Annotated in this window: 20 protein-coding genes; 8 read left to right on the top strand and 12 right to left on the bottom strand. The window is 72.6% G+C overall.

All coding sequences use genetic code 11. The features are described from left to right. Positions 1 to 5 precede the first annotated feature (5 nt). Together O7617_RS10665 and O7617_RS10670 are read left to right on the top strand one after the other, a co-directional pair. The gene (locus tag O7617_RS10665) at positions 6 to 2,102 is read left to right on the top strand and encodes a S9 family peptidase (protein WP_282263194.1); all 2,097 of its coding nucleotides are present in this window, start codon (positions 6 to 8) and stop codon (positions 2,100 to 2,102) included. Between the two features lie 196 nt (positions 2,103 to 2,298). After that, positions 2,299 to 2,481: a hypothetical protein gene (locus tag O7617_RS10670; RefSeq protein WP_282263196.1), complete on the top strand. Its 183-nt coding sequence runs from the start codon at positions 2,299 to 2,301 to the stop codon at positions 2,479 to 2,481. 18 nt (positions 2,482 to 2,499) lie between these two features. Here O7617_RS10670 and O7617_RS10675 read toward each other — a convergent pair whose 3' ends face one another. From O7617_RS10675 to O7617_RS10690, 4 genes are all read right to left on the bottom strand, one after another. Continuing rightward, complete coding sequence (locus O7617_RS10675) at positions 2,500 to 4,032, bottom strand: FtsX-like permease family protein (protein ID WP_282263197.1); 1,533 nt, start codon at positions 4,030 to 4,032, stop codon at positions 2,500 to 2,502. After that, the gene (locus tag O7617_RS10680; protein ID WP_282263198.1) at positions 4,029 to 4,730 is read right to left on the bottom strand and encodes an ABC transporter ATP-binding protein; all 702 of its coding nucleotides are present in this window, start codon (positions 4,728 to 4,730) and stop codon (positions 4,029 to 4,031) included. The genes O7617_RS10675 and O7617_RS10680 overlap by 4 nt, the downstream gene beginning before the upstream one ends. Further along, positions 4,727 to 5,263, bottom strand: coding sequence for a PadR family transcriptional regulator (locus tag O7617_RS10685; RefSeq protein WP_282263199.1), 537 nt, complete (start codon positions 5,261 to 5,263; stop codon positions 4,727 to 4,729). Before O7617_RS10685 ends, O7617_RS10680 begins: the two co-directional genes overlap by 4 nt. A gap of 169 nt (positions 5,264 to 5,432) precedes the next feature. Then, a complete protein-coding gene (locus O7617_RS10690) occupies positions 5,433 to 6,014 on the bottom strand; it encodes a TIGR03086 family metal-binding protein (protein WP_282263201.1) in 582 nt (193 codons plus the stop codon). 31 nt (positions 6,015 to 6,045) lie between these two features. On the opposite strand from O7617_RS10690, the gene O7617_RS10695 reads away from it, so the two are divergent. After that, positions 6,046 to 6,843 (top strand): AraC family transcriptional regulator, encoded by a 798-nt coding sequence (locus O7617_RS10695; protein WP_282263203.1) that lies wholly within the window; start codon positions 6,046 to 6,048, stop codon positions 6,841 to 6,843. 3 nt (positions 6,844 to 6,846) lie between these two features. On the opposite strand, the gene O7617_RS10700 is transcribed toward O7617_RS10695, so the two are convergent. The 6 genes from O7617_RS10700 to O7617_RS10725 are packed head-to-tail and all read right to left on the bottom strand — an operon-like array spanning position 6,847 to position 12,444. Continuing rightward, the gene (locus tag O7617_RS10700) at positions 6,847 to 8,376 is read right to left on the bottom strand and encodes a SpoIIE family protein phosphatase (protein ID WP_282263204.1); all 1,530 of its coding nucleotides are present in this window, start codon (positions 8,374 to 8,376) and stop codon (positions 6,847 to 6,849) included. Positions 8,377 to 8,389: 13 nt separating this feature from the next. Further along, the gene (locus O7617_RS10705) at positions 8,390 to 9,751 is read right to left on the bottom strand and encodes a sensor histidine kinase (RefSeq protein WP_282263206.1); all 1,362 of its coding nucleotides are present in this window, start codon (positions 9,749 to 9,751) and stop codon (positions 8,390 to 8,392) included. Then, the gene (locus O7617_RS10710; RefSeq protein WP_282263208.1) at positions 9,748 to 10,770 is read right to left on the bottom strand and encodes a SpoIIE family protein phosphatase; all 1,023 of its coding nucleotides are present in this window, start codon (positions 10,768 to 10,770) and stop codon (positions 9,748 to 9,750) included. The genes O7617_RS10705 and O7617_RS10710 overlap by 4 nt, the downstream gene beginning before the upstream one ends. Then, positions 10,758 to 11,177 (bottom strand): anti-sigma regulatory factor, encoded by a 420-nt coding sequence (locus O7617_RS10715; RefSeq protein ID WP_282263209.1) that lies wholly within the window; start codon positions 11,175 to 11,177, stop codon positions 10,758 to 10,760. Before O7617_RS10715 ends, O7617_RS10710 begins: the two co-directional genes overlap by 13 nt. After that, the gene (locus O7617_RS10720) at positions 11,174 to 11,584 is read right to left on the bottom strand and encodes an STAS domain-containing protein (RefSeq protein ID WP_282263210.1); all 411 of its coding nucleotides are present in this window, start codon (positions 11,582 to 11,584) and stop codon (positions 11,174 to 11,176) included. Before O7617_RS10720 ends, O7617_RS10715 begins: the two co-directional genes overlap by 4 nt. After that, the gene (locus tag O7617_RS10725) at positions 11,584 to 12,444 is read right to left on the bottom strand and encodes an STAS domain-containing protein (protein ID WP_282263211.1); all 861 of its coding nucleotides are present in this window, start codon (positions 12,442 to 12,444) and stop codon (positions 11,584 to 11,586) included. The genes O7617_RS10720 and O7617_RS10725 overlap by 1 nt, the downstream gene beginning before the upstream one ends. 163 nt (positions 12,445 to 12,607) lie before the next feature. On the opposite strand from O7617_RS10725, the gene O7617_RS10730 reads away from it, so the two are divergent. Next, positions 12,608 to 12,964, top strand: coding sequence for an STAS domain-containing protein (locus O7617_RS10730; protein ID WP_179781714.1), 357 nt, complete (start codon positions 12,608 to 12,610; stop codon positions 12,962 to 12,964). A 13-nt stretch (positions 12,965 to 12,977) separates the two neighbouring features. Here O7617_RS10730 and O7617_RS10735 read toward each other — a convergent pair whose 3' ends face one another. Next, the gene (locus tag O7617_RS10735; RefSeq protein WP_282264700.1) at positions 12,978 to 14,123 is read right to left on the bottom strand and encodes an MFS transporter; all 1,146 of its coding nucleotides are present in this window, start codon (positions 14,121 to 14,123) and stop codon (positions 12,978 to 12,980) included. A gap of 179 nt (positions 14,124 to 14,302) precedes the next feature. Here O7617_RS10735 and O7617_RS10740 point away from each other — a divergent pair, with 179 nt between their 5' ends. The 4 genes from O7617_RS10740 (at position 14,303) to O7617_RS10755 (ending at position 16,719) form a co-directional block, all read left to right on the top strand. After that, positions 14,303 to 15,019, top strand: a complete 717-nt coding sequence (locus tag O7617_RS10740) for an FCD domain-containing protein (protein ID WP_282263213.1) — start codon at positions 14,303 to 14,305, stop codon at positions 15,017 to 15,019. Between the two features lie 39 nt (positions 15,020 to 15,058). Then, positions 15,059 to 15,532: a large conductance mechanosensitive channel protein MscL gene (gene mscL / locus O7617_RS10745; RefSeq protein ID WP_282263215.1), complete on the top strand. Its 474-nt coding sequence runs from the start codon at positions 15,059 to 15,061 to the stop codon at positions 15,530 to 15,532. An 81-nt stretch (positions 15,533 to 15,613) separates the two neighbouring features. Next, a complete protein-coding gene (locus O7617_RS10750) occupies positions 15,614 to 15,865 on the top strand; it encodes a hypothetical protein (RefSeq protein WP_088951051.1) in 252 nt (83 codons plus the stop codon). 482 nt (positions 15,866 to 16,347) lie between these two features. Continuing rightward, entirely contained in the window at positions 16,348 to 16,719 is a 372-nt protein-coding gene (locus tag O7617_RS10755; protein ID WP_282263217.1) for a hypothetical protein, read from the top strand. Here the strand turns inward: O7617_RS10755 and O7617_RS10760 are convergent. Continuing rightward, entirely contained in the window at positions 16,632 to 17,912 is a 1,281-nt protein-coding gene (locus O7617_RS10760; protein ID WP_282263219.1) for a benzoate/H(+) symporter BenE family transporter, read from the bottom strand. The two genes, O7617_RS10755 and O7617_RS10760, sit on opposite strands and share 88 nt — an antisense overlap. Positions 17,913 to 17,925: the final 13 nt, after the last annotated feature.

The following is a 17,925-nucleotide window of genomic DNA, read 5'->3' on the forward strand; positions in this document are numbered from 1 at the left end:
CCGCCGTGACCACCGAGACTGCCCCGCCCGCGGCGAAGCGGGTGCCCAGCGAGCGCACCCACCACGGCGACACCGTCATCGACGAGTACGCCTGGCTCGCCGCCAAGGACGATCCGGAGACAATCGCCTACCTGACCGCCGAGAACGCGTACACCGACACGCGCACGGCGCACCTGGCCGAGCTACGCGCCGCGTTGTTCGAAGAGACCCGCCAGCGGACCAGGGAGACCGACCTGTCCGTGCCGACCCGCAAGGGCGGGCACTGGTACTACACCCGGACGGTCGAGGGGCAGCAGTACGGGGTGCACTGCCGCCGCGCGGTCCGCGACGGTGAGACCGACCCGCCGGTCAGCGCCGACGGTGCCCCGCTCGACGGTGAGGAGGTGCTGCTCGACGGCAACCTGCTGGCCGAGGGGCACGACTTCTTCTCGCTGGGCGCGTTCGACGTCAGCCCGGACGGCCGTTGGCTGGCCTACTCCACCGACTTCTCCGGCGACGAGCGGTTCACCCTGCGCGTGAAGGACCTGACCACCGGCGAGCTGCTGCCCGACGAGGTGCCCGACACCTTCTACGGCACCGCCTGGTCGTCCGACGCGTCGGTGCTCTTCTACGTGACGGTGGACGACGCCTGGCGGCCGAACCGGGTGTGGCGGCACACCATCGGCTCGGCCGCCGCCGACGACGTGGTGGTCCACCAGGAGGACGACGAGCGGTTCTGGGTCGGCGTGGAGCTGACCCGCTCGGAGAAGTTCATCCTGATCGACATCCACAGCAAGGTGACCAGTGAGGTGCTGGTGATCCCCGCCGGCAACCCGGCCGGCGCGCCCGCGGTGATCGCCCCCCGACGCCAGGGCGTCGAGTACGCGGTGGAGCACCACGGGCACCGCTTCCTCATCCTGCACAACGACGGCGCGGAGGACTTCGCGCTGGCGTTCACCTCGGCGGACACACCGGGCGACTGGGTGCCGGTGATCGAGCACTCCCCCGGCACCCGGTTGGAGTCCGTGGACGCCTTCGCCAACCACCTGGTGGTGTCGCTGCGCACCGACGGCCTCACCGGGCTGCGGGTCCTGCCGGTCGGCAGCGACGACTCGTACGACATCGACTTCCCGGAGCCGCTCTACAGCGTCGGGCTGGACGCCAACCCGGAGTACCGCACCGGGCAGGTCCGCCTGCGCTACTCCTCCCTGGTCACCCCCGACTCGGTGTACGACTACGACCTGGTCACCAGGCAGATGGTGCTGCGGAAGCAGAAGCCGGTGCTGCCCGGCCCGGACGGCCGGCCGTACGACCCCGCCGAGTACGAGCAGCACCGCGACTGGGCACTCGCCGACGACGGCACCCGAGTGCCGATCTCGCTGGTCTGCCGCGTCGGCACGCCCCGGGACGGCTCGGCACCCTGCGAGCTGTACGGCTACGGCTCGTACGAGGCCAGCATGGACCCGTGGTTCTCGGTGGCCCGACTGTCCCTGCTGGACCGGGGCGTGGTCTTCGCCGTGGCACACACCCGAGGCGGTGGTGAGCTGGGTCGGCGCTGGTACGACCAGGGCAAGCTGCTGGCCAAGAAGAACACCTTCACCGACTTCGTCGCCTGCGCCCGACACCTGGTCAAGGCCGGCTGGACGGCCAGTGACCGGCTGGTGGCCCGGGGCGCCTCGGCCGGCGGCCTGCTGATGGGCGCTGTCGCCAACCTCGCGCCGGACGCGTTCACCGGCATCGTGGCGCAGGTGCCGTTCGTGGACGCGCTCACGTCGATCCTCGACCCGTCGCTGCCGCTGACCGTCACCGAGTGGGAGGAGTGGGGCAACCCGCTGGAGGATCCCGAGGTGTACGCGTACATGAAGTCCTACACGCCGTACGAGAACGTGACCGCCGTCGACTACCCGGCGATCCTCGCGGTGACCAGCCTCAACGACACTCGAGTGCTCTACTCGGAGCCGGCGAAGTGGATCGCCCGGCTGCGCGCTGTCGCACCGAACGGTGACTACCTGCTCAAAACCGAGATGGGTGCCGGGCACGGCGGTCCGAGTGGTCGCTACGACGCCTGGCGCGAGGAGGCGTTCATCAACGCCTGGATCCTGGACCGGATCGGCCGCGCCTGACCCGCGCTCGATCGTGGTGGTGGTTCCCGTCGAGGGGACCACCACCCGGGCCCTGACCGACCCCAGGTCGCCGGTGCCTGGGTGTCAGGGCGACCGGATGGCGCCACCTCGCCGAGGTGGCGTCGGCCGTCGTGCGGGAGTCACCGCGCGGCCCGCCGACGTCCTTCGACACGAAGGTCGGGCCTACACTTCCGGAGTGACGGCTACTGATGGTGACGGCGGAACCGGCGAGGGCACCGGCCGCCCGAGCCTGGCGGCGGTGGCGCGGGATCGTCGAGTCTGGCTGATCCTCGCGATCGTCGCCGGCCTCATCGTCTGCTGCTGCTCGGCCGTGGTCGGGGCGCTCATCGCGCTCTCCTCCGGCCTGCTCACCGCCTGACCTGCCCGCGCGGATCGCTCAGGTCGTGCGCAGCTCGTCCACCGCCGTGCTGGCGCGCAGGAAGAGCAGGCCGACACCGACCGTCACCAGCACCGCGACCAGCCCACCAGCGCCGAGCCAGGCCAGGTGCTCCAGGGGTACGGGAACGGTTCGCTGAACTTCGGGGAAGTGCACGATCCGGGTGTATTGCCCGCTGGTGGCCGGGTCGGCACAGAGCGCCGCGGTGGCCTCACAGATCATTTCCGACCCGCCTCCTGCGGACACCTCCGTGACCAGCCCTCGGCCGAGCAGGGTGCCCACGGTGAGCGCGAGCAGGATCGCCGGCACGGCCGGCGCCAACGCCTGCCAGGCCACCGAACGGCTCAGCGCCGCGCGGGGCACACCGGTGGCGACCAACGCGGCGTACGCCCGCCGCCGGGCGACGATCCCCTCGACCAGCGCGACGATCAGCCCGCCCGCCGCGATCAGGACGGCCACCGCCACCGCGGCGTCGACCAGATCCATCGTGGACAGGTAGAACGAGTCGCGGACCTGGGCCCCGCCGACGAGCCGGCTCTGCTCCCGGTCGACTTGGTCCTGGGTGGCGAAGTAGGCGCGCTGAGCGGCCGCACCCCCGCCGAAGATCAGGGCAGCGAGCAGCGCCGCGAACGTGCGGCTGCCGGCCCACGGGTCGGCCATCAACCGGCCCGCCGCGAGCAGGGCCGGGGGCCGACGGGCGTATCGCCGCATCAGCTTCCCGCAGTGGTACGAGATCCAGCCGGTGCCGATCACCACTCCGATCATCGCCGCGAGGGCACTCACCGCGAACATCAGCGGCACCAGCCGGCTGAGCATCGCGGTGTTGTCGCCGAACCGGTCGTACACCGGGCGGACCGCCGCGAACGACACCACACCGAGCCCGATCAGGTAACCCGCCCACGGCCGGGGGCCGCGTTCGCGGGCCGCCTTACGGCTCACCCCGAGCGGGGTGGTGGTGACCGTACGCAGCATCAGCACGGTGGCCAGCGCTGCGACGACCGGCAGACCGAGCACCACGGCGGCCACCGCCCCGGGCGACGGCATCACGTCGGTCGGCAGGGCCAGTTGGCCTCGCGCGTCCGGCCGGTGCAGCAGCTCGCGGCCGACCAGGTGGACACCCAGCCCGGCGAGCGTGCCGAGCAGGGCGGCCAGGCCGGTCTCCAGCACGGCCAGCCTGGTGACCTGACCGGGTGTGGCCCCGGCGAGTCGGATCGCGGCCAACCGCCGGTCCCGCGCCGGTGCGCCGAGCCGGGCACACTGACCGGCCAGCGCCAGCACCGGAACCATCAGCATGAGCAGCGCGAACGCCGTCCCGCCGCGCAGCCCCGGCTGTTCGAGCAGCGCGTTGTGGTACTGCTCGGACCACCTGTTCGGGTTCTCGTCCGTCGCCAGCGGCGTGGGGATGGCCAGCACGGTCAGCGCCGCGAGCCCGGCCAGGGTCGCCAGCAGGGCGCTGAGGGCGGTCAGCACCACCCGGGCGACGTCGGTGCGGCTCCCGGCGAGCGCGAGGCGGACCAGCGTCGCCGGTCTCACCGGGCGCCGCCGACCATCGGCACGTCGAGCCCCAGGCCGGTGTGGTCGACCAGGCCGTCACGCAGCACGATCTCCCGATCGGCGTACGCGGCGATCCGCGGCTCGTGGGTGACCAGCACGACGGAGGTGCGCTGCTCACGGGCGAGCCGGACCAGTTGGGTGAGGACCTGCTCGCCGGTGAGCGTGTCCAGTGCCCCGGTCGGCTCGTCCGCGAACAGCACCCGAGGCTCGGTCACCAGCGCCCGTGCCGTGGCGCAGCGCTGCTGTTGACCGCCGGACATCTCACCCGGCCGGACATCAGCCACCTCGGGCACCCCGAACCGTTCCAGCCAGGTGAGTGCCGCCGTCCGTGCCTCTCGCCGCCCCGTGCCGGCGAGGAGCAGGGGAAGGGCGACGTTCTCCGCCGCCGTCAACTCGGCCACCAGTTGGCCGAACTGGAACAGCACCCCGAACTCGGTGCGCCGCAACCGAGACCGGGCCGCCTCCGACCAGGTGTCGATGCGCTGCCCACGCCAGGTCACCTCGCCCGCGTCCGGGCGGAGGATCCCGGCCAGACAGTGCAGCAGGGTCGACTTACCGCAGCCGCTCGGGCCGGTGACGGCGACGATCTCGCCCTCGGCCACGTCGAGCGTCACACCGCGTAGCGCGGGTGTCGGGCCGTACGCCCGAACCACGCCGCGAGCCTGGAGTTCCGTCACGGGTGCACCTCCCGGTGCCAGTCGGCGACCCGGCCCAGGGTGGTGTGCAACCACCGCAGGTCCGCGTCGAGATGGGAGATCGCGAAGTCGGCGGCGACCACATCGCTGAGGGTGGCGGCCGGGTCGGCCTTCACCGTCGTCAGCTCACGCAGACGTGCGGTGTGCGCGGCGCGCTGGGCGATCAGGTAGGACCGGGCCCGGTCGACGTCGGCGACCAGGAGCGCCACCACGACCTTGGCGAAGAGCGTGCTGGCCACGTACGGCATGGGTGGTTCCACAGTGGTGAGCCACTGGTCCAGGGTGGCCCGGCCCTGGTCCGTCAGCGCGTAGGCCGTGCGATCCGGCCCGCCCGCGCGGTCCTGCCCGGCGGCGGCCACCAGGCCGTCCCGTTCGAGGCGGCCCAGGGTGGCGTAGACCTGCCCGAAGGCCAACGGCCGGGCCCTCGGCAGCCGCTCGTCATGCGCACGCTTCAGCTCGTAACCGTGCCGGCTGCCGGCAGCCAACAACCCGAGCAGAACATGCGGCGTAGACACGCCACCCACTATTCACCCAGCGAATACCCAAGTCAACAACCCCACCCCCGCCCCCACGCCCGGCCCTCGCCCCTCGGCCCTCGGTGATCAAGAGGTTTGCGTCAAGAACGCGCCGCAATCTGACGCAAACCTCTTGATCACCGGAACGAGGGGTGGGGGTGGGGGGCTTTCAGGGGGTTGGGGTGGGCCAGGTGGGGGTGCGGCCGGTCTGGGTCAGGAGGTGGGCCAGGTCGGGGTGGTCGGTCGGGGTGGGGTGGGGTACCGGGTCGGCGAAGACGCCCATCTTGCGGGCGGTGGGGGCCAACTGCTCGACGAGGCCGTGCAGCTCGGCCACCGCCTCCGGGGCAGGCTGGTACGACTGGCCGGTGGCGACGGCGAGGTCCCAGCCGTGCACGGTCAGGTCCAGCAGGGCCATCCCGCCGACGACGGCCTGCGGCATGCCCATGCCCGGCGACACACCCTCCAGGGTGGACGGATCCGACCATGCCGCGACCAACCGATCGGTCTCCACCTCGAACCGGTCCCGCCAGCCGTCACCGAGGTGGTCGGGCTTCTCGGCCCACTCCACCGGTTGTTTCGCGGCCAGCCCCTGGAAGTTGACCACCACCTCGAAGAGGTGGTTGAGCAGGTCCCGCACCAGGTAGTCGCGGCAGGGTGTGGGCAGGTCGAGCTGGTCGTCGGTGATGCCCCGCACCACATCGACGGTTCGCGGCGCGGCAGCCGCCAGCAGATCGCTAGTCTGAGTGGTCATAGGGCCAGCGTATGAAGGTGGTCTTGAACAAATGCGACAGCGACCGCGTGGCGACAGCCGGGGCATTCTCGACCCCGCGCGCATGCTGCGCGAGGTGCGCTTCCGACGGCACCTGCCGGCAAAGCCGCTACGCCACTGGGTCGAGCACTACTGGTTGATCGACTGGGCGTTGCGCACACCGTTCGAGCAGCGGGTCGTGCCACACCCGGCGGTCAACGTGGTGTTCCGGCAGGACGGTGACGGGCCCGAGTCCGGCGAGGTCGCCGGCGTGGGCCTCGACCTGTTCCGGGTCACGCTGACCGGCACCGGCCGGGTCTGCGGTGTGCAGTTCCGACCCGGCGGTTTCCAGACGTTCTGGCGACGGCCCGTGAGCGAACTGACCGGCCGGCGGGTGCCGCTGCCCACCGGGCGGCTGACGATGCCGCCCGGCGCGGTCTGCGCGGGCACCGACGACGAGCGTTGCGCCGCCCTGGACGGCCTGCTCACCGCCTGGGGGCCGACACCGGACCCGGCGGCCGAGCAGGCCATCGCGTTGGCCGAGGCCGTCCGCACCGACCGGACGGTGCGGCGGGTCGACGACCTCGCCGCGCGGCACGACGTTCCGGTCCGCCGGTTGCAGCGGCTCTTCCTGGAGTACGTGGGGGTCGGGCCGAAGTGGGTGATCCGCCGCTACCGGCTCCAGGAGGCCGTCGAACAGGCTGCCGGCACGCCACCGAGCTGGGCGGACCTCGCCGCCGACCTCGGCTACAGCGACCAGGCCCACCTGGTGCGTGACTTCACCACGGTGGCCGGGGTGTCCCCCGCCGCGTACGCCCGGTCGATGCGCTGACGGTCAGCGGCGGCGCAGGACGACGACGGCCACGTCGTCCTGGATCTCCGGCGGGGCCAACTCCACCAGCAGGCGGGCGCAGAAGCGGTCCAGGTCGTCGTCAACGGTGGTGGAGATCGCGGCGACCGCGGCCATCCCCTCGTCGATCGTCGCGTCCCGCCGCTCGATCAGCCCGTCGGTGTAGAACACCAGCGTCGCCCCGGCCGGCAGCACGAACTCCAGGTCGGGCGGGCGAGGCGCCCGGACGCCGAGCAGCGGTGCGGAGTGCTGCACGAACTCGACCTTGCCGTCCATGCTGAGCACCGGCGGGAGGTGCCCGGCGCTGGCCAGCCGGACCCGGCCGGTCGGCGGGTGCAGCAGCAGTACGCAGAGGGTGGCCAGCTCGTTCGGCAGCAGTGTGCGCATCAGCTCGTTGACCCGGTGCAGGATCTCGCCGGGCTGGTGCCCCTCGACCGCGTACGCCCGCACCGCGTGCCGCAGCTCGGCCATCACGGTCGCCGCGTGCAGCGAGTGACCGGCCACGTCCCCGATCGCCAGCAGCAGGTGGCCGTCGAGCATCACCAGCTCGTAGAAGTCGCCGCCCACCTCGGTCTGGGCGCTGGCCGGCTCGTAGCGCACCGCGAGATCCAGCCCGGCCACGTCGGGCAGGCCGCGCGGGAGCAGGCTGCGCTGGAGGGTCACCGCGATCCGGTGCTCCTCGTCGAACGACCGCTGCCCCTCCACGGCGGCGGCCACCGCCTGCGCGAGCTGCACGAGCACCGGGGTCCGAGCGGTCTGGGTGGCGGTCGGAACCACCACGTAGAGCGGGGCCCGGTCCTCGCGCAGCTTCGCGGCGGCGACGGTCACCGTGTCGCCCGCCGGCCAGTCGACCAGCGCCCAGTCCGCCGGAGCCTCCACCCGGACGGTGGAGCCGGTCGGCACACCGGTGTCGTCGACGACCCACGGCACCACCGAGGCCGGGGCGCCGGGGCCGGCGCAGATCCCGGCGAGACAGTCCCCGTCGAACGTCTCGGCGATCACCGCCGCCGGGCTCTTGAAGATCTGCGCGGCACCCTCGGCGGCGGCCTCCAACAGGCGCGCGAAGGTCGGCGCGGCGTGCACCGCCACCGTCGTGTCGGCCAGGCCGAGCAGCCGCTCGGCGAGCAGTTCGGCGCGTTGCCGGGCCTGGTAGTAGCGCAGGACCGCCCGGGTGGTGGCGATCAACTCTTCCGGCTCGATCGGCTCGGTCAGGTACGCGTCCGCGCCCCGGGTCAGCCCCTGGGCCCGGTCGGCCACGTCCACGGCGTGCGCCGACACGTGGATCACCGGCATCGCCGGGTGACGGGCCTTGATCTGTTCGCAGACCTCGTAGCCGCTGAGGTCGGGCAGGCGGACGTCGAGGACGACGAGGTCGATCCGGTCCACCTCGACCCGCGCCAACGCCTCGGTGCCGTTCTCGGCCTCCAGCACTGTGAAACCGGCCCGGGTCAGCCAACTGACCAGCAGGTAGCGCTTGGTACGACTGTCATCGACCACCAGGACGGTCGTCGGCATGCCGTCCACGCCGTCACACTCCGCCAACGGGTAGCGAGACGTGGAATGTGCTGCCCCGACCGGGCTCGCTGGTCAACTCCAGCGTGCCGCCGAGCAGCGTCACCAACCGTCGGGCGTACGGCAGGCCGAGGCCGGTGCCGCCGACCCGGGTGGCGCCCGGCACCTGGTAGAACTCCTCGAAGATCCGGTCGTGCAGCTCGGGGGCGATGCCCGGCCCGGTGTCGCTGACCTCGAAGGTCCACCGGTCGCCCTGCCGGTGGGCGCGCAGTCGCACCTCGCCGCGTTCGGTGAACTTCAACCCGTTGTGCAGCAGATTGCGCAGCACCTGACCGAGCAGCACCTCGTCGGTGCGCAGCAGGGCCGGGGCGTTCGGCTCCTCCACCACCAACTCCACCTCCGGACGGGTGGCCAGCGCGCGCAGTGTGCCCCGCAGTTGACCGAAGACCGGGCGCAGGTCGACGTCCGACAGGTCCAGCTCGATCCGCCCGGATTCCGCCTTGGCCAGGTCCAGCAGCTCGTTGACCAGATTGAGCAGGTCCGCCGCCGACGACCGGATCAGGTCGACCTGCCGGCCCTGCTCGTCGGTGAGCGGGTCGGACGCGGAGTCGGTGAGCAGCCGCCCCAACCCGATGATCGCGGTGACCGGGGCGCGCAGCTCGTGGCTCACGTTGGCGAGGAACCGGCTCTTCGACTCGCTCGCCGCCCGCAGTTGGGCCGACTTCTCGTCCAGCTCGGCGTAGAGGGCGACGACCCCCCGGTTGGTCTCCTCCAGCTCCTCGGTGAGCTGGTTGTAGAGCGCCAGCACACCACGGTTGGTCTCGGCCAGTTCCTCGTTGAGCACCGCCAGCTCGTCGCGTTGGCTGCGTACCTCGTCGAGCGCGGCGATGAGTTGACCGTTCTGTACGGTCAACTCGTCCAACGCGCTGGCCGGGGCGATACTGCCGAGTTCGCTGCGGAAATCGGCCAACCGCTCCGGGGTCGGGATCGGCGCGTTGGCCGGGACTCGTCGGGACATCCTCACGACCGTATCCCCGTCGACGGTCGACACGCTCAACGTGTCGACCAGCCGGGATACCGCACCGGACTGCGGTTCGTAGCGGCCGTCCGGCAGCGGGGTCACCGGAGCCAGGTCGGCGCGCAGGTGGTACCGGCCGTCGGCACCCGCGTCGACGTGGAAGGTGACGTCCGCGCCGCCGGTCGTGCCCAGCAGGTCCCGGGCCACCTCGCTGAGCGCGGTGGCGACGCGGACCTGGTCCTGGTGTTCGAGGCCCACCACGGCGGCCACCTCGCGGCCCCGCTGACGGATCACGAAGATGTCCTGCTCGACCCGCAGCGCCATCGCGAGCAGCGGCTGCACGGCCGGGTCGTGGGTCATGCCCAGGACCTCGCGACGAGTACGCAGGCGTCGTCGCGTCGCACGCCCGCATCGCGCAGGAGGGTCGCCGCGATGACCAGTGGGGAACGCTCCGACAGACCCGGGTAGTCCTCCAACCGCCAACGGTCGGCCACCCCGTCGCTGTGCATCACCAGCCGGGAACCCGGACCGAGCGGGTAGTCGTACTCCCGGATGGCCGGGCGCTGGTGGCCGGCGATGCCGGGCAGCGACACCAGCCCGCGACGGCGGCCGTCCTCCTCCACGATCGCACCGGCGATGTTGCCCAGACCGGCGTAGCGCAGGACACCCGCCTCCGGCGCCAGTTCGGCGACCGCGAGCGCGGCACCACGGGTGTGCGACATGCTCCGGTGCAGGTGGGTGATCACCGCCGCCGGTGGACCGGCCGGGGCGGTGCGGAACGCGGCGAGCGCGGCCTCGGTGGCGGCGGCGGCCAACGGGCCGTGCCCCAGGCCGTCGCTGACCAACACCTGGTGCCGCCCGTCGGCGACCCGGACGGCGTACCCGTCGCCGCTGACCGTCTCGCCGGTGATCGGCCGGGTGAGGGCACCGGCCCAGGAGGGCCGCGCGGGCTCCGCCGGCCAGACCTGCACGGCGAAGACGGTGCCCCGGCCGGGAAGCGAGTATCCGTCGAACCAGCTGGCCTGCCGGACGATGGCGCCCAGACCGATGCCGAGCGTGCCGGTGGTGGAGTGCCCGTCCTGGGACGAGACGGTCAGGTCGGCCATGCCCGGCCCGGAGTCGATCGCCACCAGCTCCACCCCGGCCTGCCCGGCGCGACGCACCGGCCGCAGCAGCAGCACACCGTCGTCGGCGTGCTTCACCAGGTTGCTGGTCAGCTCGGCCGCGACGATGGCCAGGTCGGCGATACGCATCTCACCGATCTCGACCTGCGCACCGAGTCGCTCGGCGGCACGCCGGACGGCGCTCGCCGCGCTGCTGGCCTCCACCCGGAACCAGATGCCACTGTCGGCGACCGCCTCGGCGTTCACCGGGACCACTTGGTGACCGTGATGCGGGTGCCGGTCTCCGGCGAGGTCTCGATCTCGAACTCGTCGACGAGGCGACGGGACCCGCTGAGGCCCAGGCCGAGGCCACCGCCGGTGGTGTAACCGTCGGTCAGGGCCAGGTCGAGGTCGGCGATGCCCGGCCCGGAGTCGGCGAAGACGATCCGGAGGCCCCTGCGCCGACCGTTGTCCACGGTCGCCACCTCGACCGAGCCACCGCCGCCGTAGACGAGGGTGTTGCGGGCCAACTCGCTCGCCGCGGTGACCACCTTGGTCTGGTCGACCAGGGACAGCTTGACGGCCACCGCCACGGACCGGACCAACTGCCGGACGCGCACCACGTCCTCGTCGCTGCGAACCGACTGCGCCTGCGGGTGGCCCAGGTCGATGCCCGCGGTCACGGCGTGGCCGTCTCGGCGTCCGGATCGTCGTCGAGCTGGTCGTCGAGCTCGTCGGCGCGGGCCGCCGCGATCAACTCCATGCCGCGTTCGACGTTCAGCGCGGTACGGATGCCGTTCAGCGACAGCCCCAGTTCGACAAGGGTGATGGCGACGGCGGGACGCATCCCGACCACTACCGTCTCCGCGTCCAGCACCTTGGAGATCGACGCGATGGTGGAGAGCATCCGGCCGACGAACGAGTCGACGATGTCCAGCGCGGTGATGTCGATGATGACGCCGTGGCAGCCGGTGTCCACGATCCGCTCGGCGAGGTCCTCCTGGAGCGCGACCGCCGTCTGGTCGGACATGTCCACCTGGATGGAGACGAGCAGGATTTCGCCGATCTTGAGGATCGGTACGCGTTCCATCAGTTGCTCCGACGCGGTTGGCGACGGGCCGTCTCCACCCCGGTCAGCCGCAGCACGTGGCGCAGCGCGTCGGCGAGGCTCGCCTTGGTGGCGATGTCGCCGAACTCGATGCCGAGCGCCACGATGGTCTGCGCGATCTGCGGACGGATGCCGGAGATGATGCAGTCGGCGCCCATCAGCCGGGCGGCCACCACGGTCTTCAGGATGTGCTGGGCGACCTGGGTGTCCACCGCCGGCACGCCGGTGATGTCGATGATCGCGTACGGGGAGCCGGTGTCGACCAGGGTCTGCAGCAGACGCTCCATCACGACCTGGGCCCGGGCCGAGTCCAGCGTGCCGACCAGCGGGACGGCCACCACGCCCTCCCAGAGCTTGACCACCGGCGTGGAGAGTTCGAGCAGCTGCTCGGCCTGATCGGCGATCAGGCTCTCCCTGGTGCGGACGAAGCTCTCGAAGGTGTAGAGGCCCATGTCGTCGACCAGCTTGGAGAAGGCGACGAAGTCGTTCAGCGCGTTGGCGCCGCCGGTCTCCTGCATCAGCTCGGCGAGCACGTCCTTGAGGGCGAACACGCTGATCGTGGTCTCGGTGGCGGAGAAGCCCTGCCGGGCCCGGCCACGGGACAGTTCGGCGAGCGCGGCGCGCAGCTCGGCGGCGTGGTCGGCGGACAGGTCGACGACGCCCTGCTCGCCGGTGGTGACGATGGCGCGGTGCAACTCCTGGACCTGTCGGCGCAGCTCGGCCTGGCTGAGCCGGCCTCGCAACGAACTGGTGACGATCTCGGTCCACCGAGCCGTGACCCGGTCGGCCTGCCCGCCGAGCAGCGCGACGAGCCGATCACTTTCTTCGGTGCTCAACGCCATTTCGAACCCCCTTGACCTGGACCGGGCGGACTCTATCACCGGGGCCCGATCAACTACTTGCCCCGTAGCAACGGAATGACGACGGCCACCGGATCCCGGCTCCCGTTCTGCGTTCGCCCCCCGTCGTGGGATACCGTTCCCCCGATAACAGGAGGTCTGGCGAATGTCCTTGACGGTGCACACGGAACAACGCGGCGACGTGGTCGTCGTGTCGGTCGCGGGCGAGCTGGACATGGCCACCGCACCGCAGCTGCAGGACCAGATCACCGACCTGCTCGACAAGGGCCGTAGTCGGCTGGTGTTCGACCTGGCGGATGTCTCGTTCTGCGACTCGACCGGTCTGTCGGTCTTCGTCCGCGCCAAGAACAGCTGCGACGAGGCCGGCGGCGTGGTCCGGCTGGCCGCGCCGCAGCGCGGGGTGCTGCGCATCCTCGAGGTGAGCGGGCTGGTCGAGGTGCTGCACACCTACCCGACGGTGGACGAGGCAGTCGCCGGCGAGTCGACGCCGGCCTCCTCCTGACCGCTGCCGTTCCTCACTCGTCCTCGACATAGCGGGGACGGGCGATCGCCATGCCCGCCGTGGTCTGCACGGCGAGGGCGCCCAGCAGGAACCCGATCGGGGCCGTCCAACCGCCGGTGGCCTCGTAGAGGATGCCGACCATCAGCGGGCCGAGTGCGGCGATCACGTAGCCGGTGCTCTGCGCGAACGCGGAGAGCGCGACGGTCCCCTCGGCGGTGCGGGCGCGCAGGCCGATGGCGGTCAGGATCATCGGGAACGCGCCCTGCCCGACGGCCAGCAGCGCGACCCAGAGCAGCGCGGCGCCGTGCGGAGCCAGCGCCAGCCCCAGGTAGGCGAGCGCCGACGCGGTGGTCAGGCCGAGCACCAGCGGGCGCAGGCTGCCCAGCCGACCGGCCAGGGTGGGCATCAGCAGTGCGATCGGCACGCCGAGCGCGGTCACCCCGGCGAGCAGCAGCCCGGCCGACTCGGGCTGGTAGCCGGCGTCGCGGAACAGCTGGGCCAACCAACCCATGATCGCGTACCCGCTGAGCGACTGCGCCCCGAAGTACACGGCCATCGCCCAGCCCAGCCGGGTCCGGGCCGGTCGGACCCGGGTCGGCACGGCGGCCGTCGGGGTCGCCCGCCGCGCGCCCGCCCGGGTCCGCAGCGCCAGCGGCACCCACGGGAGTACGGCCACCGCGGCCATCGCGGCCCAGATGCCGAGCCCGGCCCGCCAGGACCCGAAGGCGTGCGCGATCGGCACGGCGGTGGCGGCGGCCACCGTCGTGCCCACCGTCAACGCCATCGTGTACGAGCCGGTTACCAGGCCGGTGCGGTGCGGGAAGTGCTGCTTGACGAGCATCGGCAGCAGGATGTTGGCGACCGCGATGCCGGACAGCGCCAGCGCGCTGGTGAGCACGAAGATCCAGGTCGAGTCGGTGACGACCCGGAGCACCTGACCGACGGCCAGGGCGGACATCGCGACCACCAGCACCCGGGCCGGTGCCACCCGGCGCACCAACCACGGGGTGAGCGCGCCGAGACCGGCGAACGCGATGGTCGGCAGGGTGGTGACCAGACCGGCGGCCGCGCCGGAGAGGCCCAGTCCGTCACGTACCTCGTCGAGCAGCGCGCCGAGGCTCGTCACCACGGCACGCAGGTTGACGGCGACCAGCAGCATCCCGACCAGCACGAGCGCGCCACCGGTCGCCGGGTGCGTCCGCCGGGACTCGCCGGGGCCCTCCGCCGGGCGGTTGTCGACGGCGACGGGGGCGGGCGGCGCCGGAGCGGCGGTGGGTGGCGGGGTCATGACCTCTAACCTACAATCATGGGATGAATTTGGGCCCGGTGTTGTAACCAGTGCCACCCTCGGTCGATTCCTCCTCCGCGCCCCCGGCACCGCCACGCGGGCGGCCCGCCGTGCCGCCACGCGGCCACCGCGTCCGGCAGACCATCGAACAGCTCCGGGCCCGGATCCTCGGCGGTGAGTGGCCGGTCGGCGGGCGCATCCCGACCGAGCCGCAGTTGGTCGCCGCGCTGGGCGTGGGGCGCAACACGGTCCGCGAGGCGGTTCGCGCCCTGGTGCACGCCGGGGTGCTGGAGTGCCGGCAGGGCTCCGGCACGTACGTGGTCTCCATCGACGAGCTGGCCCCGGTGGTGGCCCGCCGCCTCGGCGACGACCGGATGACCGAGGTGATCGAGGTACGCCGCGCCTTCGAGGTGGAGGCCGCACGTCTCGCCGCGCTGAGGCGTACCCCGGAGGACCTGGCGGCGCTCGACGGCGCGCTCGCCGCGCGCGAGGCCGCCTGGCACGACGGCCGGGTCGACGCGTTCGTCGAGGCCGACGCGGCGCTGCACACGGCGGTGGTCGCCGCCGCGCACAACACCATGCTGGCCGAGCTGTACGCCTCGGTCGGCAGCGCCCTGCGCAGCACCGTCGCCCAGGCGATGGGTGACGCGCTCACCCCGGAGCGCTACGTCGACCACAGCCGACTGGTCGAGGCGATCCGGGCCGGCGAGCCGGGCCGGGCGGCGCTCGAAGCCGGCGCTTTTCTGGAGCCCGCCGAACGGGCATAGGTTGTCCCCGACAGAAAAGCGGACACCTCGGGAGTACGGATGCTCAAGGGCTTCAAAGACTTCATCATGCGCGGCAACGTCGTCGACCTGGCGGTCGGTGTCGTCATCGGCGCCGCGTTCACCGGCGTGGTCACCCAGCTGACCAAGTCGTTCCTCGAACCATTGATCCGGGTCATCGTGCTGCTGATCACGGGCAGCGACAAGGGTCTGGCCGGCACGGCGCCCAAGTTCCGCGGCATCGCGTTCGACTGGATCGCCTTCGTCAACGCGGTGATCACCTTCCTGCTCACCGCGGCGGCGCTCTACCTCCTGGTCGTCTACCCGATGAACCGGTTGGCCGAGCGGCGCAAGCGGGGCGAGGAGCCGCCGCCTGCCGCGCCGAGTGAGGAGGTCAAGCTGCTCACCGAGATCCGGGACGCGCTGGTCTCCGCCGGCCACACCACCCCGGGCCAGCAGCGTGGGGCGCTGGACGACGTGCTGGGGCGCCGGACGGAACCGCCGACGCAGCGCTGACTCGATCGGATGCACATCGGCCCCTGTGGGAATCCCGCAGGGGCCGCACCTTCTCGTACGTGTGTTCGATAGAGTCCCGCCATGGAGCAGCGGAAGCACTGGTGGAACGGGAAGTGGGGGAGGCTGGCCCGGCGGGACGTCTTCCTGCGGGTCGACGCCGACCGGTGGCACGTCGAGCAGCGCGCCGGCGGGGCCGAGGGCATCTCCCGGTTCTACGAGTACGGCAGTGCGGACGAGGCCGAGGACACCGTCCGGGCCCTCCTCGACGGCCCGGACACCTGGCGGGAGTTGTCCCCCCGCCCGCCGGGCAGCTGGACCCTCCCGAACAGCTGAGCGGGCTCACCGCTCCAGGCCCGGCCGGGCGGCCGCTGCGACGCCCCCTGCCGTCACGGCCCGGCACCCTCGGCACCCGGCACCCGGCACCCGGCACCCGGCTACCCGGCTACCCGGCACCCGCGGCGTCCCGCGCCGGGAGCCGGGTAGCACTTTTCAACGATATGACTCTGAGGCATTTTTATGACTCAGAGTCATATCGCTCTCCAGCGCGGCCGCCGCCCGGCCGTCCATCCAGCCCGCCTGAGCGTCGGCACGGCGTGTCGCGAGCCCATACGGTGTCGACCCGCCCGACACGGCCGCCCAGCCCGCCCCTGCACGGCGTCGGCCGGCCCATGCACAGCTCGGCCGGCCCATGCACAGCTCGGCCGGTCAGGCACGGCGTCGGCCCGGAGCGGACCGGACTGCCGGGCTGGCTGAGCGTCCGGCGGGGTGGCGGGGTACGGCGTTTAGCGGCGCGCCGACCCGGGAACCGCGATGTGATGGACCAGCAGGACGCGCAGCAGGCGACCATCTCGCGGATCACCACCGGGATGCCGGTGATCGACTCAGCCGGCACCGAGGTCGGAACGGTGGACCTCGTCCAGCGGGGCGACCCGAACGCGGTGACCGTCCAGACCTCGACCGCCGACCCGGGCAGCAGCCTGGACGAGCTGATCGAGTCGACCGCGGTCGAGGAGCCGGACGTCCCGGCCGACCTGGCCGCGCGGCTGCTGCACAGCGGCTACCTGAAGGTGTCGACGGAGTTGACCCGCACCGGCGCGGTCTACGTGCCGGCCGACCGGATCGGATCGGTGGCCGACGGTCGGGTCCTCCTGGCCGTCGGCGTGGCCGACCTACCCCCCGAGGAGTGATCCGCCGGCCCTGGCCCGTCGGCTGGCGGCTCGGTGGGTGGGCGGCGGCGGCGGAAGAGCAGCAGCATCAGGCAACCGGCGGCCAGGCCCCAGAACGCGCCGCCCACCCCGATCAGCGTCACCCCGGAGGCGGTCACCACGAAGGTGACCACCGCGGCCTCCCGGGTCGCCGGATCGGCCACCGCCGAGGCGAGCGCGGTCGCGAGGGCGCCCAGTAGGGCCAGCCCGGCGACCGCCTCGATGAGGATCGGTGGGGCGACCGCGACCAGCGCGGTGGCCGCTCCGGCACCCAAGCCGAGCAGGGCCAGCCCGAGCCCGGCGGTGATCGAGGCGATCCACCGGCGCTCCGGATCGGGGTGCGCGTCGGGGCTGGCGGCGAGCGCCGCGGTGATCGCCGCTAGGTTCACCGCGTGCCCACCGGCCGGGGCGGCGAGCAGGCTGGCCAGGCCGGTGGCCCGCAGGGCGGCGCCGAACGGCGGCCGGTAGCCGTAGCCGACCAGCACGGCCATGCCGGGTACGTTCTGCGCGGCCATGGTGACCAGGAACAGCGGAAGGGCCAGCCCGACCAGCGCGGACGCGTCCCAGGCCGGCATGGTCAGCGTGACCGACGGGACCAACGCGGCAGCGGTCAGGCCGGCCGGCGGTGCGGTCGCCGCGATCGCCGCCACCGCCACCACCAGCGCGCCGGGCACCGCCCAGCGGCGGGCGAACCGGTGCAGCGCCAGCCAGGCCACCACCACCGGGCCGGCCACCAGGGGCAGCTCGACCAGTGCGCGGACCGGGGCCGTACACAGTGGCAGCAGCACCCCGGCGAGCATCGCGCCGGCTACCGGCTTGGGGATGGCGGCCACCGCGCGGCCGAGGGGCGGGAACAGCCCCGCGGCGACGATCAGCGCCCCGGAGACGAGGAAGGCGCCCACCGCGACCGGCCATCCGCCCGGGGGCGGCCCGGTCGCGACCAGCAGCGCCGCGCCCGGTGTCGACCAGGCCACGCTCATCGGGATGCGGTGCCGCCAGCCCAGCCAGGCGGCGGCGAGCCCGCACGCCACGCAGAGGGCGAGCAGCCCGGAGGCGGCCTGCGCATCCGACGCGCCGGCCGCGCGCAGCCCGGCCAGGACGACTGTGAACGAGCTGGCGAAGCCGACCAGCGCGGTCACCACACCCGCCAGCAGTGGTTGCACACGTCCGGCCATTCGACTCCCCCGA

This window comes from Micromonospora sp. WMMD1155 (genome assembly GCF_029581275.1).
Taxonomy (GTDB): Bacteria; Actinomycetota; Actinomycetes; order Mycobacteriales; family Micromonosporaceae; genus Micromonospora.